Origin of the sequence: Streptomyces sp. NBC_01335 (assembly GCF_035953295.1) — a bacterium.
Lineage (GTDB): Bacteria > Actinomycetota > Actinomycetes > Streptomycetales > Streptomycetaceae > Streptomyces.
Window position 1 is genome coordinate 5,415,154 of record NZ_CP108370.1, and the last position, 14,087, is coordinate 5,429,240.

A 14,087-nucleotide genomic window follows, 5' to 3' on the forward strand; every position below is an offset into this window, starting at 1 on the left:
CGGTTTCTTCGCTCGTTTTTTCTTGGCGTGTCTGGTCCGTCTGCCGGGCAGCAGCGTAGAGGCAGCGGGTGCCTTTCGGCTACGCAGGGTGGTGCCCGGACTGAGAGGGATACCCCGGCGGGGGAGGAGGAACGCCTGCCTTGTCCGGGTATCCCCGTCCGGTCGGATACCCCGGCGGGGTGCTCAGGCGGTCCGAAGTGCGAGATGAACCACGTCGGGCACACCTCGGGCAACGACCACCTCTTCGGTTCGTACCCCCTCGAATCCGGCAGCGCGCAAAGCATGTTCGAACGATTCGGACGGTTGTGCGGACCAGATGGCGAGAACGCCTCCCGGAGTCAGATGCTCCCGGCAGACTGCGAGGCCGGAAGGGGAATAGAGGCTTCCGTTGTCCTCGGTCACGGTCCACTCCGGGCCGTTGTCGATGTCCAGACACAGTGCGTCATAACGCTCCGTAGTCGTACGGAGATGCTCGACCAGGTCCGTACGGAGAATCCCGGTCCTGGGGTCGGCCAGCGCGGCACCGGAAATCCGGTCCAGCGGGCCGCGCAGGTGCCACTCCACGATCGCCGGCTCCCGCTCGGCCACGACGATCCGCCCCCACCGCTCCTGGCCGGCCGCCCGCACCAGCGAGAACCCGACACCGAGCCCGCCGACGAGCACCGAGGGGGCCGGTCGCGCGGGCGGCAGGGCCGCGAGCGCCACGTCGATCAGCAGCCGCTCGGACCGGCCGTCCGCGGTGTCCATCAGGAAGCACCCGTTGGCGATGATCTCGAAGTGCTCGCCCCGCTCGCGCAGCACCACCTCGCCGAAGGGGCCGTCGCGGCGGTCGAGGGTGACGGGGGTCAGGTCTGCGTGGCGGCTGGGGGTGGCACTGGCGGACATGCTGCTGTTCTCCGGTCTCCGATGGTGGCGGACGGGTTCGAGCCGTCCATCCTGGCCCCGCGGGCGCTCGTTTCGCCAACGGGTCTGTGCGGGCGGGCGGTTGGCTCGCCCTCCGTCGCCTCGGGCGGTGTCCGGCATCGCCCCGCCTTGGGGAGGGCTGACGGGGCGTGACCCCGTGCCGTGGACTTCCTCCGGTGGGATGTGTTCCCGTGTCGTGGACTTCCTCCGGCAGGACGTGAGTCCGTGTCGCCGACTTCCTCCGCTAACGACAGGAGCTCCGATGGGGACACCGCCCCGGCTCGTACCGCTGCTCGACCAGTACGCCTTCGCCCGTGAACGCCTCGCGGCCCGGCTGAACGGTCCGGTCATGGACAGCGGCAACGGTACGGAGGTGAAGGTCGACGGCCCCCTGGCCGACGCGGAGTACTTCTGGGAGCCGGTGGCCGGCTGTCTCTCCGTACGCCTCCGCGATGCCGGCCCGGGACCCCGGGCGACGGAACTGGCGGGCCGGGGCGACTGGGGGCGGGACGCGTCGGCCGAACAGCCCCGCGAACGCCCGCCGTTCACCACCCTTTCCTGGCGGCTCAGCCATCTCACCGAGATGCTGACGCTGCGCGCCGACCACACGGCGGGCACGCACGCGCTGACCAGGGACGATTACCTCGTGGCGGGCGACGCCGCGACCGCGCTGGCCGATTTCGACACCGCCGCCACCGCCTGGCACGAAGCCCTCCTCGCCGCGGACGACCGGGCGCTGGACACGGTGGGGTACTCCACCTACCCGCACGGCAGCGACCCGGAGGACCTCTTCCTGGAGACCGTGTGGTGGGTCAACCAGGAACTCCTGCACCACGGTGCCGAGATCGCCCTGCTGCGCGACCTCTACCGGGACGCCGGCGGGCACGACCTGCGCTGACCGGCTGAGCGACTGAGCGGCTGACCGGCTGACCGGCTGGCCGGCGGACACCCGCGGGAGCCGCCGTGCGGGGGCGGCCGATGCCGTGCCGATCCCGCCCCGCCGCGCGCCGGTGGACGCCGTTGCCGCGGTCACCCGGGCCCTGTTAACGTACCCCAACTCCTCAGAGGACCTGAGGAGTGGCGGCGTCCGGGCGAAGCGTTCGGGCGACGTTCGGGCCGGACGTCCGAGCGAGGCGTTCACGGGCGAGGGACAGGAGCCGGTAGTGACGACGACGACGGGCCGCGACGAACCGCGGCGGCAGAAGCGGGGCGGCGGGCCACGACCGGAGAAGGTGGCGCGCGCGGGGGGCTCGGACGGGGTGCGGAAGGGGCAGTTGGGGTTTCTGACCGGAACCCACGTCGTCAACGACCTCTACCAGGGGGCGCTGCCCGCGCTGCTGCCGTTCCTGGTCTCCGAACGGCACTACAGCTACTCGGCGCTGTCGGGCATCTCGCTCGCCGCCACCGGCCTCTCCAGCGTGGTGCAGCCGCTCTTCGGAGCGCTGGCCGACCGCGCGCCGCGCCCCTGGCTGGTGCCCGCCGGGTTCTTGGTGGCCGCGGCGGGAGTGGCCGGAACCGGACTGTTCTCCGGCTACCTCCTCACCTGGATCTGCGCGGCCGTCGCCGGGATCGGCATCGCCGCCTACCACCCGCCCGCCACCAACCAGGCGCGGGCGGCGGGCGGAAGGTCGCAGAAGGCGATGAGCGTCTTCTCGGTCGGCGGCACCCTGGGCGGTTCGCTCGCGCCCGGGTTCGTCACGCTGGTGGTCGGGGCCGCCGGCCTGCGGGGCACCTGGCTGCTGGCCGTACCCGCGCTGGTGATGGCCGCGCTCTGGGTGGCCAAGGGGCCCTGGATGCGTGCCCGCGGCATCCAGGAGGCCACGGTGGTGATCCCCGCCGCCGGTGCGCGTTCCGGCGGCGCCGGGGCGCGGGACGACTGGCACGCGTTCGGCCGGCTGGTCGTGGTCGCGGCCTGCTGGTCCGTCCCCTACGTGACGACGGTCTCCCTGGTCTCCCTCTTCATGATCCGCGAACTGGACAGCTCGCGAGGGACGGCCGCGGCCGTCCTGACCTCCTTCACGCTGGCCGGAGCGGTCGGCACCCTGCTGGGCGGGTGGGCCGCAGACCGCTACGGGCGGCTGGCCGCGATCCGCAGCGGCTACGTCCTCGCGGTGCCCGCGATGGCCGCGCTGGTGTTCGCCCCAGGAGTGGCGGTCGGAGCGATCGGCGTCGCCGTACTGGGGTTCGCCATGTTCGTCCCCTTCTCCTCGCAGGTGACCCTGGCCCAGGACTACCTGCCCAACCGCCCCGGCACCGCCAGCGGCGTCACCCTGGGGCTCACCATGTCGGTCGGCGGACTCGGCTCGCCGCTGTTCGGGCGGCTCGCCGACGCACACGGGCTGCGCGTCACCTTCGCCGTGGTCCTCGCGTTCCTCGTGGTCGCCCTGCTCGCCGCACTGCGGCTGCGGGAGCGGACGCCGCAGGCGCCGGTGGCGGAATCCGGGCCGGAGCCGGTGGTGCGGTCGGTGGCCGAGCCGGTGCCGGGGCCCGGCTCGGAGGCGGCCGGGGAGAGGGAGGGCTCCGAAGCCGTGGGTTAAGTTGTCTGAGTATCCGAGGAGTGGCGGGGCCGGTGACGGTGCCGTCATTCCGCGTTCGGAGCATTCCGCGTTCGGAACGTTTCTCATCGGGAGCGTTCGGGAGCGTTCGGGAGCGTTCGTGGGCTTCAGGAGCGTCTCTCGTCAGGAACAGTTTTCGTTCGGGAGTGCGACCCACTCACCACCTCGGTCCCAGGGAGCGTCCGTCATGGCGGTACGGCCGGTGCAGCGCACCTCGCTCGTCGAAGGCGCGGTCGCCGAACTGCGCCGCCTGCTCGCGGCGGAACACTGGCCGGTGGGCGCCCGGCTGCCCGGCGAGGTCGAACTGAGCCGGCTCCTCGGCGTCGGCCGCTCCACCGGCCGGGAGGCGGTCCGGGCGCTGATCGCCTCCGGACAGCTCCGCTCCCAGCAGGGCTCCGGCACCTACGTGGTCTCCACCGCACCCGTCGAGGAGTTCGAGCGAGGGCTGCGCCGGGCCGCCGTCGCCGACGTGTACGAGGTACGGATCGCCCTGGAGGTGGAGGCGGGACGGCTCGCCGCGACCCGGCGCACCGACGAGGACGTCGTCGTCCTCGGGGAGCTGCTGAGCGAGCGGGGAGCCGCCGGTTCGGACGACGAGCTGGTGGAGACCGACCTACGGCTGCACCGAGCGGTGGTCACCGCCGCGCACAACCCGGTTCTCGCCCAGGTGTACGACTCCTTCCTCGGCGCGCTCCGGGTCGCCGCCCGGGACGCCGTGGCCGACGGCGACGTGCACGACGGCCCGGGCGGCGACGACGCCCGCGCGCACGAGGATCTCGTCGCCGCCGTCGTCGCGGGGGACCCGCAGGCGGCGGAAGAGGCCACCCGCCGCAACCTCGGACGTGCCCTGGAGCGCCTGCGCGGCGCGTGACGGACCCGCCGCCCTCTCTCGTGCACCGGTCGGGGCTGATCTCGCACGCCGGTCGCACCCGATCCCGTACGCCGGTCGGTTCCGACTCCGCGGCTTTCCGCCCCGAGGAATGGACTGTGCGGTCCATAAGGGGTTAACTTTGAACCGTACGGTCCAATCCTGGGCTCTGAGGGTCCTGAGAGTCCTGAGTTCCGAGAGTTCCGAGAGTTCCGAGAGGGAGTGCGGCGCCATGACGGCACGACTCGACAAAAGGACGGCGCTGGTCACCGGCGCGACCAGCAACATCGGACGGGCCATCGCGCTGGCTCTCGGTGCCGAGGGGGCCCACGTCGTGGTCTCCGGCCGCGACGGCGAGCGAGGTGAACGGGTGGTCGCCGAGATCAGGGCCGCCGGGGGCCGGGCCGACTTCGTCGCCGCGGATCTGGACGGCACCGCCGCCGCTTCCCGGGCGCTCGCCGAACGGAGCACCGAGGTGCTCGGCGGCCGCATCGACATCCTGGTGAACAACGCGGGCATCTATCCGCCGTCCACCACGACCACCACCGACGAGGCCACCTTCGACCTGGTGTACGGGGTGAACGTGAAGGCCCCCTTCTTCCTCACCGCGGCCGTGGCCCCGGCCATGGTGGCGGCCGGCGGGGGAGTCGTCGTGAACCTCGGCTCCTGGATCACCCGGCTCGGTGTCGCCTCCAACGCGCTCTACAGCTCGACCAAGGGCGCCGTCGAAACCCTCACCCGCGCCTGGGCCGCGGAGTTCGGGCCGTCCGGGGTCCGGGTGAACGCGGTCTCGCCCGGTGTGGTCCACGAACCCTCCGACGAGCCGATGCCCGGCGACGTGATGATGAAAGGAACCCCGGCCGGTACGCACGGCAGGCCCGAAGACATCGCCCGGGCCGTCGTCTACCTGGCGAGCGACGACTCCTCCTTCGTGCAGGGCATCGTCCTCGACGTCGACGGCGGCCGTACCTCCACCGCGGTGATCGCCGCCTGACAGGTGCCTGACCGCCTGACCGCCGCCCGCGTCGCCGGGCGGGCGCGGGCGGCGGGCTGTGGCCACGGGGGTGCGGCCCCGGGGCCGCACCCCCGTGGCCCGTACGCCCGGTTATACGATGGGCCGACCAGGCGAGATCCGGTACGCGCCCTCCGGGGCACCACCGCCGGGCGCCCCCTGCACCCCCCCAGGAAGCGGACCCGTGGCACAAGGCCTGACCAGCAAGGGCGCCGCGACGCGGCAGCGCATCGTCGACGGCGCGGCCCGGCTGATGCGGCAGCGCGGGCCGGAGGTCTCCCTCGACGAGATCCGCGCCGCGACCGGAACCAGCAAGAGCCAGCTCTTCCACTACTTCCCCGAGGGCCGGTCCGCCCTCCTCGTCGCCGTCGCCCGGCACGAGGCCGAGGCGATCCTCGCCGACCAGCAGCCCCATCTGGGCGAACTCACCAGCTGGGCCGCCTGGGACGCCTGGCGCGGCGCGGTACTCGACCACTACCGCCGCCAGGGCCGCAACTGCCCGCTGAACGTCCTCACCGGCCAGCTCGCCGGTGACGACCCCGAGGTGCGCGCCGTCGCCGAGGACCTGATGGACCGCTGGCAGGCCCAACTGGCTTCCGGAGTACGGGACATGCAGCGTCAGGGGCTGATGTCGACCACACCCGACGCGGAGCGCGCGGGGGAGTCGGTCCTCGCCGCCGTGCAGGGAGGCGCCTTCACCCTGATCGCCACCGGCCGCCTCGGCCCGCTGGAATCCGCCCTGGACCTGGCCCTCGACCATCTGCGGGTGCCGGACACCGCCTGAAAAGCCGCCACCGCGTGGGTGCCTGGCCCTGCCGGAGAGAGCCTGACGCGCCCTGGATGGAGGTACCGTCCTGTCATGTCCCGATCTGCCGAGACCGGCCCCTCCCAGCCCTCCGCCGCCGTGAACGGCCCTGTCAACGGGGACGGCCCTGTCACCGCGGACGGCTCTGTCAACGGGGACGGCCCTGTCACCGCGGACGACCTCGACCGTGCCGTGCAGCTCGCGGTGGACGTCCTCCGCGAGGCCCCGCCGGGTGCGTGGGAAGGGAAGGCGGGTTCGCTGGAGTGGGACTGCTGGGAGACCGTCGAGCACCTCAGCGACGACCTCTTCGCGTACGCCGCGCAACTGGGCCCCCGGACACCGCCCATGACGGGCGAGGTGCCGTTCCTGTGGGAGAGCCGACGGCCCGGCGGCCCCGCGAACGCGATCCACGCGGACCGCGCGGCCGGTCCCGCCGGGCTCCTGCAGGTGCTGGAGGCCAGCGGTGCGCTGCTGACCGCCATGGTGCGTACGACACCCCCGCAGGTCCGCGCCCACCACGGCTACGGTGCGTCCGACCCCGAGGGCTTCGCCGCGATGGGGATCGTGGAGACCCTGGTGCACACCCACGACCTGGCCCAGGGGCTCGGCCTCTCCTGGAACCCGCCCGCCGACATCTGCGCACGGGTGCTCGCCCGCCTCTTCCCGGACGCTCCGGAGTCCACGGACCGCTGGCCCACTCTGCTGTGGGCCACCGGACGCGCCGAACTGTCCGGCCGCGCACGGCGGACCACCTGGCGCTGGGACGGCACACCCCGGACCTGACCGGCCCGGAGAAGGGAGCGCGTGATGACGGCGGAAGAGGTGCTGTCCGTCCTGGCCCTGTTGCGGCGGGCGGGGACCGATGTCTGGATCGGCGGAGGCTGGGGGATCGACGCGCTGCTCGGCGAGCAGACCCGGGACCACCGCGACCTCGACCTGATGCACCGCCGGGACCAGGAGCCCGCCGTGCTGGCCGCGCTGGCGAACGCCGGCTTCACGGAGACCCTCGACCAGCGCCCCGTACGGTTCGTCCTCACGTCCCCGCCGGACCGGGCGTTCCCGCCGGACCGGGCGTCCCTGCCGGGCCTGGAGTTGGACCTCCACCCGCTGGTCTTCGCCGCCGACGGCTCCGCCGTACAGGCCTCACCCGAACCGGACCGCCCCTTCCGGTACCCCGCCGCCTGTTTCGTGACGGGCACCATCGGGGGCACGCCCGTCCCGTGCCTCTCGGCGGAGCAGCAGGTCTACTTCCACCAGGGGTACGAGCCCACTCCGCGCGACCTGCACGACATGGTCCGGCTGCGCCGCGCCTTCGGGATCGCCACGCACTTCTGACCGGGCCGGGGTTCGGCCCGGGTCAGGCGGCCGCGGGAGCGCCGAGCAGCTCGGACGCGTGCTGGAACGAGTCGGTCACGGGCGTGGCGGCGCGGGGAACGGCGGGGCAGGTGAAGCCGAGCTGGGCCATGGCCCGGAGGACCTCGCCGGCGCTGAAGTCCCGGCGGTCCTGCCGGGTGACGACCTGGCCGACCTGCTTGACGGGGTAGGTGCGGCGGCCCACGATCACGCACTCGCCGACGGCCGGCTCCGGCTTGATGCCCTTCATGGCTTCCAGGACTCCGCTCTTGGTGAGCTCGAACGGGAAGCGGGCGATGACGCAGCGCATGATGCCTCACAGAGAGAAGAGAAGGAGTGGTTGCGGTCGTGCTGAGCGGGTCGCCTCAGTGGGCCAGGGCGAGCAGGCCCAAGGTGGCGTCGCGGCCGTCGGTGAGCAGGTCGCGCAGCTGGAGCCGGTCCGTGTACGCGGTCCCGTCCCGTACGGCGGCGAGCCCGGCCAGGGTGACCGTCCCCGTGCACAGTCCGTCGTTGTCGCAGACGAGCAGATGATCGACGCGGGCACTGATCATGACCGACAGGGCCACTTCGACGGTCATGTCGTCGCCGACCCGCGGTTCCTGAGCGTCGTCATCGGAAAGCTGGACGGCGCCGGTGGGACGAATGCGGGAGAAGTGTCTGTGCGTACGTACGGGGCCCAAGAGGAACCTTCCTCGACGCGGCGCCGATCAAGGAATTCCCGTCGTGGGCGAGAAGCCACCGCGGGAATGCCGAGAATGCGCCGAACGGAATGCGAAATCGGATCAGGCCTGCGGTGAATCGACTGCAACAGTGAGACGGCGGTGCCCTGCGGAGAGAAAAACCGGGCGCGTCACGATTGGACGGGAGCGATGTTCTCGGCCGTCGGGCCCTTCTGGGTCGGCGCGATGTCGAAGGTGACCTGCTGGCCTTCGAGCAGCTCGCGGAATCCCTCGGCAGCGATGTTCGAGAAGTGGGCGAACACGTCCGGGCCGCCGTCCTCCTGCTCGATGAAGCCGAAACCCTTGGCCGCGTTGAACCATTTTACGGTGCCGGATGCCATGTCATATCTCCTTGGGGCATTACGCCGGAAACCGCAGTCGCATGGATGCCCGGTTGCCGCGGTGATACCCCGTCCGAAAATGACCGGAAACGCGAAAGGCGTCCTACTGTCGGAAATGTCGACGAGGGTGCTCGAAATTTTAGGGCCACGGCAACTGGTTCGACGATAGCATGCGGTAGTGGTGGGCAGGCGATGTGTAATTCCACTCCGGTCGCCCGGCCGAAAACACTTCGTGCGCGGTGTGCTCAAAGCTCGCCCCGCGGGGACAGATATTGCCCCGCCGGGGGCGCAGCTCTTCGGGAAAGCGCGTCGTCGTCCACGGATGCGTCCACGGAGGCGTCCTCGGAGTTATTTCGAGGGGGTGGCGTTCGCGGAGGCCCCGGAAGGGTGCCGTGCTGTCATACGCACCTGTCCGTGGAACGCGTGGAGGGGCCCTGGTGCCGTACGGCACCAGGGCCCCGAAGGAACTGCTACACCATCCGCCGGCTTCAGTACCCTGCCGGCCTTCTTGTTCCGCACCGACTCGCGGCGGACGGCCGCGTGTGCGGACCGCCCTCGCGGTAGGTCTGGCGGCGGCCCCTGATCACCGCGGGCCGCCCGGTCCGGTCGTCAGCCCCGTCGCCTTCTTGCGTCGCTCCTGGCTCCGGGGCTCCACCACCGCACCGTGGTGCGTACTGCTGTCCTGCGTACTGCTGCCCGGCGGTTCGTCTCTGCCGGGCCCTGCTGTCTCTCTGGGCTACGAGAGAAACCCTAGTCACGCCGTGAAGCAATGTCTACTGTCGCCACTACAGATTTCTTCGCCGTGTCCGGAGAGGTTTCCCGCGGTGCGGCCGCCGGGTGCACGCTCCCCCCGGCCGTGCGGTGCGGTCATCCGCCGATCGCTCAGAGCGAACACCCCGTGGGGAACATTCAGCGGCTCACAAGCATTGAGCGTGCATAGCTCAACTTGACTGCCGAAGGGAAGATCATGGCTACCGACACCAAGGCGTCCACCCCGTTCGACCTGCCCGTGCTGCCGCTCGACGACGAAGTCGTGCTGCCCGGCATGGTCGTTCCTCTCGATCTTTCCGACAGCGAGGCCCGCGCCGCCGTCGAAGCCGCGCAGGCCGCCGCGGCCGAGGGCGGCAAGCCCGAGGTGCTGCTGGTGCCGCGCATCGACGGCAGATACACGGGGACCGGTGTCCTCGGCACGGTCGAGCAGATCGGGCGGCTCTCCGACGGGGACCCCGGGGCGATCGTGCGGGCGCGTTCGCGGGTACGGATCGGCACGGGTACCACCGGCCCCGGGCGGGCCCTCTGGGTCGAGGCGACCCGGATCGACGAGCAGGTGCCCGACCCGCTGCCGGGTGCCGTCGCCGAGCTGGTCAAGGAGTACAAGGCGCTCGCCACCAGCTGGCTGAAGAAGCGGGGGGCCTGGCAGGTCGTCGACCGGGTGCAGCAGATCGACGGTGTCTCCGCGCTCGCCGACAACTCCGGTTACTCCCCCTTCCTGACCACCGCGCAGAAGGTGGAGCTGCTGGAGACCTCGGACCCGGTCGCCCGGCTGAAGCTCGCCGTGCAGTGGCTCGGTGAGCACCTCGCCGAACAGGACGTGGCCGAGTCCATCGCCAAGGACGTCCAGGAGGGCGTCGACAAGCAGCAGCGCGAGTTCCTGCTGCGGCGCCAGCTCGACGCCGTACGCAAGGAGCTGTCGGAGCTCAACGGGGACCCGGGGGACGAGTCCGACGACTACCGCACCCGCGTCGAGGCCGCCGATCTGCCCGAGCACGTCCGCGAGGCCGCGCTCAAGGAGGTCGAGAAGCTGGAGCGGTCCTCGGACCAGAGTCCCGAGGGGTCCTGGATCCGTACCTGGCTGGACACCGTCCTGGAGCTGCCCTGGAACGAGCGGACCGAGGACGCGTACGACATCCGGGGCGCGCAGGCGACCCTCGACGCCGAGCACGCCGGACTCGGGGACGTGAAGGAGCGCATCACCGAGTACCTCGCGGTCCGCAAGCGCCGGGCCGACCGGGGCCTCGGCGTCGTCGGCGGGCGGCGCGGCGGTGCGGTGCTGGCGCTCGTCGGCCCTCCCGGGGTCGGCAAGACCTCGCTCGGGGAGTCCGTCGCGCACGCCATGGGGCGGAAGTTCGTCCGGGTGGCGCTCGGCGGTGTCCGGGACGAGGCGGAGATCCGGGGCCACCGGCGTACGTACGTCGGGGCGCTGCCGGGGCGCATCGTCCGGGCGATCAAGGAGGCCGGCTCGATGAACCCGGTCGTGCTGCTCGACGAGATCGACAAGGTCGGCTCCGACTTCCGGGGCGACCCCGCCGCCGCCCTGCTCGAAGTGCTGGACCCGGCGCAGAACCACACCTTCCGCGACCACTACCTGGAGGTCGAACTCGACCTCAGCGACGTGGTCTTCCTCGCCACCGCCAACGTCCTGGAGGCCATCCCGGAGGCGTTGCTCGACCGCATGGAGCTGGTCCGGCTCGACGGGTACACCGAGGACGAGAAGGTCGTCATCGCCCGCGACCACCTGCTCCCGCGCCAGCTGGAGCGGGCCGGTCTGGAGAAGGACGAGGTCGCGCTGGAGGAGTCGGCGCTGCGCAAGCTGGCCGGCGAGTACACCCGTGAGGCGGGCGTACGGAACCTGGAGAGGGCCGTCGCCCGGCTGCTGCGGAAGGTCGCGGCCCAGCACGAACTGGGCGACCGCGAGCTGCCGTTCACGGTCACCGACGCCGATCTGCGGGGGCTGATCGGGCGGCCGCACCACGTGCCCGAGTCCGCGCAGGACCCGGCCGAGCGCCGTACCGCCGTACCGGGTGTGGCGACCGGCCTCGCGGTGACCGGTGCGGGCGGCGACGTGCTCTTCGTCGAAGCCTCGCTGGCCGACCCGGAGACCGGGGCGTCCGGACTGACCCTGACCGGTCAGCTCGGCGACGTGATGAAGGAGTCCGCGCAGATCGCGCTGAGCTTCCTGCGGTCGCACGGCGCGGAGCTGGAGCTGCCGGTGGCCGATCTCAAGGACCGGGGCATCCACATCCACTTCCCGGCGGGCGCGGTCCCGAAGGACGGTCCGAGCGCCGGCATCACCATGACGACGGCGCTGGCCTCGCTGCTCTCCGGGCGGCTGGTCCGCACGGACGTGGCGATGACCGGTGAGGTCTCGCTGACCGGGCGGGTCCTGCCGATCGGCGGGCTGAAGCAGAAGCTGCTGGCGGCGCACCGGGCCGGGATCACCACCGTGGTGATCCCCAAGCGGAACGAGGCCGACCTGGACGACGTCCCGGCCGAGGTCCTGGAGAAGCTGGAGGTCCACCCGGTGACCGACGTCCGCCAGGTGCTGGAGATCGCCCTCGCCCCGGCCACCGCGGGCGCGGAGGAGAAGGTTCCGGCCGCGGCGTGAGCGGCACGGCGTGACGGACGTGCCGCCGCGCGCGTGACCGGTACGGACGGCCCGTCGCCCCGGAGACCCCGGGGAGGCGGGCCGTTCCCGTGCGCGGCGGGGCACCGGACAAGGTCGGCGGCCCGCGTGCGGCGGGGGATCAGGGGCGGTAGATCGTGCCGGGCTCGGGCGCGGCGGGGGCCATCAGCTCGGGGACGGTCACGAAGGTGTAGCCGCGTGCCCGCAGGGCGTCGATGATGCCCGGCACGGCGGGCACGGACCCCTTGTATATGTCGTGGAGCAGGATGATGCCGTCCCGGCTCGCCTGGTCCAGGATGCGCTTCTCGATCAGCGCCGAGTCGGTGGTCGAGTAGTCCTTGGCGGTCGCGCTCCACAGGATCTGGGAGAGCCCCAGCTCCTTGCTGATCTCCGAGACGGTGTCGTCGGTACGGCCCTGGGGCGGACGCATCAGCCGGGGCTTCTTCCCGGTGATCTTCGCTATGGCGTCCTGGGTCTTCTCCAGCTCGGCGCGTATCTCGTCCGGCTTCTTGTCCGTCAGGATCTCGTGCGACCACGTGTGGTTGGCCACTTCGTGGCCCTCGTCCGAGATCCGGCGCACGGTGTCGGGGTGCTTGAGGACGTGGTTCTTGCCCAGCAGGAAGAAGGTCGCGTGCACCTTCTTCTCCTTGAGCACGTCCAGCAGGTGCGGGGTGTCCTCGCCCGGCCCCGCGTCGAAGGTCAGCGCGATGCACTTCGCCACGCGGCAGTCCACCGGGCCGGGTTCGCCCTTCGCGTCGGCGGCCGCCTCGTCGCGCGCCGTGGCGGGGGCGGTGGTGGCCATGGAGCAGCCGCCCAGGGTGAGGGCGAGCGCGGCCCCCAGGGCGGCGGTCGACCAGGTGCGGCGCTTCGGCGTCCTTCTGAGCACGGGTGGATCCATCCATCGGTCGGTACGGCGCGGTACAGCCGTACGTCCGGTACGGCAGCCCGGACTATACATACCGTGTATACAACTGGTGGATAGTGGGGGCCGGACGTCCGATGGGGCCCCTGGGCCGTGGTCCCGGTGACGAGTGCGTCACCGGGACCACGGGCGGGGGATCACGCCGAATGTGGCGGTAGGTCAGCCGTTCGCGAGGGCCTGGACGCGGTCCAGCGCGCCGTTGAACTTGTCGTGGTCGCCGACCGTCGTACCGGTCGAGGTGTACTGCCAGATCGTGTAGTAGTCCCAGCCTGCGGGGAGTGCGCCGACCGTGGTGTTGTAGCGGGCCACCCAGAGCGGGTTGGTCGCGCCGAAGCCCGCGTTGCCGCCGGTGCAGGTCGTCCACCAGCTGGTGGCCGTGTAGATCACCGCGTCCCGTCCGGTGCGCGCCTTGTAGGTGTTCACGAAGTCGCGTATCCAGGAGACCATCGCGGCCGGGGTCTTGCCGTAGCACTGGTCGCCGTACGGGTTCCACTCGATGTCCAGCACGCCCGGGAGCGTCCGGCCGTCCCGGGACCAGCCGCCGCCGTTGTCCGCGAAGTAGTTCGCCTGCACGGCGCCGGAGGTCGTGTCCGGGGTGGCGAAGTGGTACGAACCGCGGATCATCCCGACGTTGTACGAGCCCGAGTACTGCTGCGAGAACGAGGTGTTCTTGTAGTACGTCCCCTCGGTCGCCTTCACGTACGCCCACTTGACGCCGGCGCTCCACAGCGTCGACCAGGCGACGTTGCCCTGGTGCCCGCTGACGTCGACGCCCTCGGTCTGGGTCGCGGTCGTGCCGACCGGCAGGGGGCCCCGGCCGTCGTGGGCGACGACGCCCATGCCGAGCGAGGCCGTGCCGCGGGCCGGGACGGCGGCGGCCGAGGCGCCGGCGGCCGAGGCGGCACCGGGCAGGGAGAACAGGAGCGAGAGCGCGGCGAGCAGGGTGCCGGCCGGAGCGAGCAGACGGGCCGTGCGGGAACGGGATCTGTGCGCGGACATGGGCGTGCCTCCGTGGTTCGGTGAGGGACGGTGGGGGGAACCGCGAACCGGGGTGCGTGCGGGGCCGGGCCCCGGTGGTCGTGTTCTGTCACGAACATGACGAGAATGACGCTACGCGCGTTGACCCGTCCTCCGGAAGAGGGTCCTGGACCCGTCTGTGGTCTACTCCTGCGAAATACTGGCCCAGCTGCGGAAAAGAACCGCGGC

13 protein-coding genes and 1 pseudogene are annotated in these 14,087 nt (G+C 71.7%); 8 read left to right on the forward strand and 6 right to left on the reverse strand.

The features are described from left to right. Window positions 1–183: 183 nt before the first annotated feature. On the reverse strand, window positions 184–885 hold the full coding sequence (locus OG599_RS23435) for a spermidine synthase (protein ID WP_327177940.1): 702 nt from the start codon (window positions 883–885) through the stop codon (window positions 184–186). Window positions 886–1,165: 280 nt separating this feature from the next. Between OG599_RS23435 and OG599_RS23440 the strand changes: the two genes are divergently transcribed. The 7 genes from OG599_RS23440 to OG599_RS23470 all read left to right on the forward strand — a co-directional run bounded on the left by OG599_RS23440 (window position 1,166) and on the right by OG599_RS23470 (window position 7,478). Next, window positions 1,166–1,801: a DinB family protein gene (locus OG599_RS23440; protein WP_327177941.1), complete on the forward strand. Its 636-nt coding sequence runs from the start codon at window positions 1,166–1,168 to the stop codon at window positions 1,799–1,801. Window positions 1,802–2,066: 265 nt separating this feature from the next. Then, complete coding sequence (locus tag OG599_RS23445) at window positions 2,067–3,440, forward strand: MFS transporter (RefSeq protein ID WP_327177942.1); 1,374 nt, start codon at window positions 2,067–2,069, stop codon at window positions 3,438–3,440. 205 nt (window positions 3,441–3,645) lie between these two features. After that, window positions 3,646–4,329 (forward strand): FadR/GntR family transcriptional regulator, encoded by a 684-nt coding sequence (locus OG599_RS23450; protein ID WP_327177943.1) that lies wholly within the window; start codon window positions 3,646–3,648, stop codon window positions 4,327–4,329. A 229-nt stretch (window positions 4,330–4,558) separates the two neighbouring features. Further along, window positions 4,559–5,320 (forward strand): SDR family NAD(P)-dependent oxidoreductase, encoded by a 762-nt coding sequence (locus tag OG599_RS23455; protein WP_327177944.1) that lies wholly within the window; start codon window positions 4,559–4,561, stop codon window positions 5,318–5,320. Window positions 5,321–5,522: 202 nt separating this feature from the next. Continuing rightward, window positions 5,523–6,122 (forward strand): TetR/AcrR family transcriptional regulator, encoded by a 600-nt coding sequence (locus tag OG599_RS23460; RefSeq protein ID WP_327177945.1) that lies wholly within the window; start codon window positions 5,523–5,525, stop codon window positions 6,120–6,122. A 75-nt stretch (window positions 6,123–6,197) separates the two neighbouring features. After that, window positions 6,198–6,926 (forward strand): maleylpyruvate isomerase N-terminal domain-containing protein, encoded by a 729-nt coding sequence (locus tag OG599_RS23465; RefSeq protein ID WP_327177946.1) that lies wholly within the window; start codon window positions 6,198–6,200, stop codon window positions 6,924–6,926. A 24-nt stretch (window positions 6,927–6,950) separates the two neighbouring features. Next, the gene (locus OG599_RS23470) at window positions 6,951–7,478 is read left to right on the forward strand and encodes a nucleotidyltransferase domain-containing protein (RefSeq protein WP_327177947.1); all 528 of its coding nucleotides are present in this window, start codon (window positions 6,951–6,953) and stop codon (window positions 7,476–7,478) included. A gap of 22 nt (window positions 7,479–7,500) precedes the next feature. Here the strand turns inward: OG599_RS23470 and OG599_RS23475 are convergent, their stop codons facing one another. From OG599_RS23475 to OG599_RS23485, 3 genes and pseudogenes are all read right to left on the reverse strand, one after another. Then, on the reverse strand, window positions 7,501–7,806 hold the full coding sequence (locus tag OG599_RS23475; RefSeq protein WP_327177948.1) for an SCO5918 family protein: 306 nt from the start codon (window positions 7,804–7,806) through the stop codon (window positions 7,501–7,503). A 97-nt stretch (window positions 7,807–7,903) separates the two neighbouring features. Beyond that, window positions 7,904–8,074 (reverse strand): annotated as a pseudogene (locus tag OG599_RS35500) (CBS domain-containing protein); the annotation flags it as partial. A 272-nt stretch (window positions 8,075–8,346) separates the two neighbouring features. Then, window positions 8,347–8,556 (reverse strand): cold-shock protein, encoded by a 210-nt coding sequence (locus tag OG599_RS23485; RefSeq protein ID WP_327177949.1) that lies wholly within the window; start codon window positions 8,554–8,556, stop codon window positions 8,347–8,349. 967 nt (window positions 8,557–9,523) lie between these two features. Here OG599_RS23485 and lon point away from each other — a divergent pair. After that, window positions 9,524–11,941 (forward strand): endopeptidase La, encoded by a 2,418-nt coding sequence (gene lon, locus OG599_RS23490; RefSeq protein ID WP_327177950.1) that lies wholly within the window; start codon window positions 9,524–9,526, stop codon window positions 11,939–11,941. Window positions 11,942–12,080: 139 nt separating this feature from the next. Here lon and OG599_RS23495 read toward each other — a convergent pair whose 3' ends face one another. Beyond that, the gene (locus OG599_RS23495) at window positions 12,081–12,857 is read right to left on the reverse strand and encodes a polysaccharide deacetylase family protein (RefSeq protein WP_442809513.1); all 777 of its coding nucleotides are present in this window, start codon (window positions 12,855–12,857) and stop codon (window positions 12,081–12,083) included. A 183-nt stretch (window positions 12,858–13,040) separates the two neighbouring features. Continuing rightward, window positions 13,041–13,880 (reverse strand): lysozyme, encoded by an 840-nt coding sequence (locus OG599_RS23500; RefSeq protein ID WP_327177951.1) that lies wholly within the window; start codon window positions 13,878–13,880, stop codon window positions 13,041–13,043. Between the last annotated feature and the right edge of the window lie 207 nt (window positions 13,881–14,087).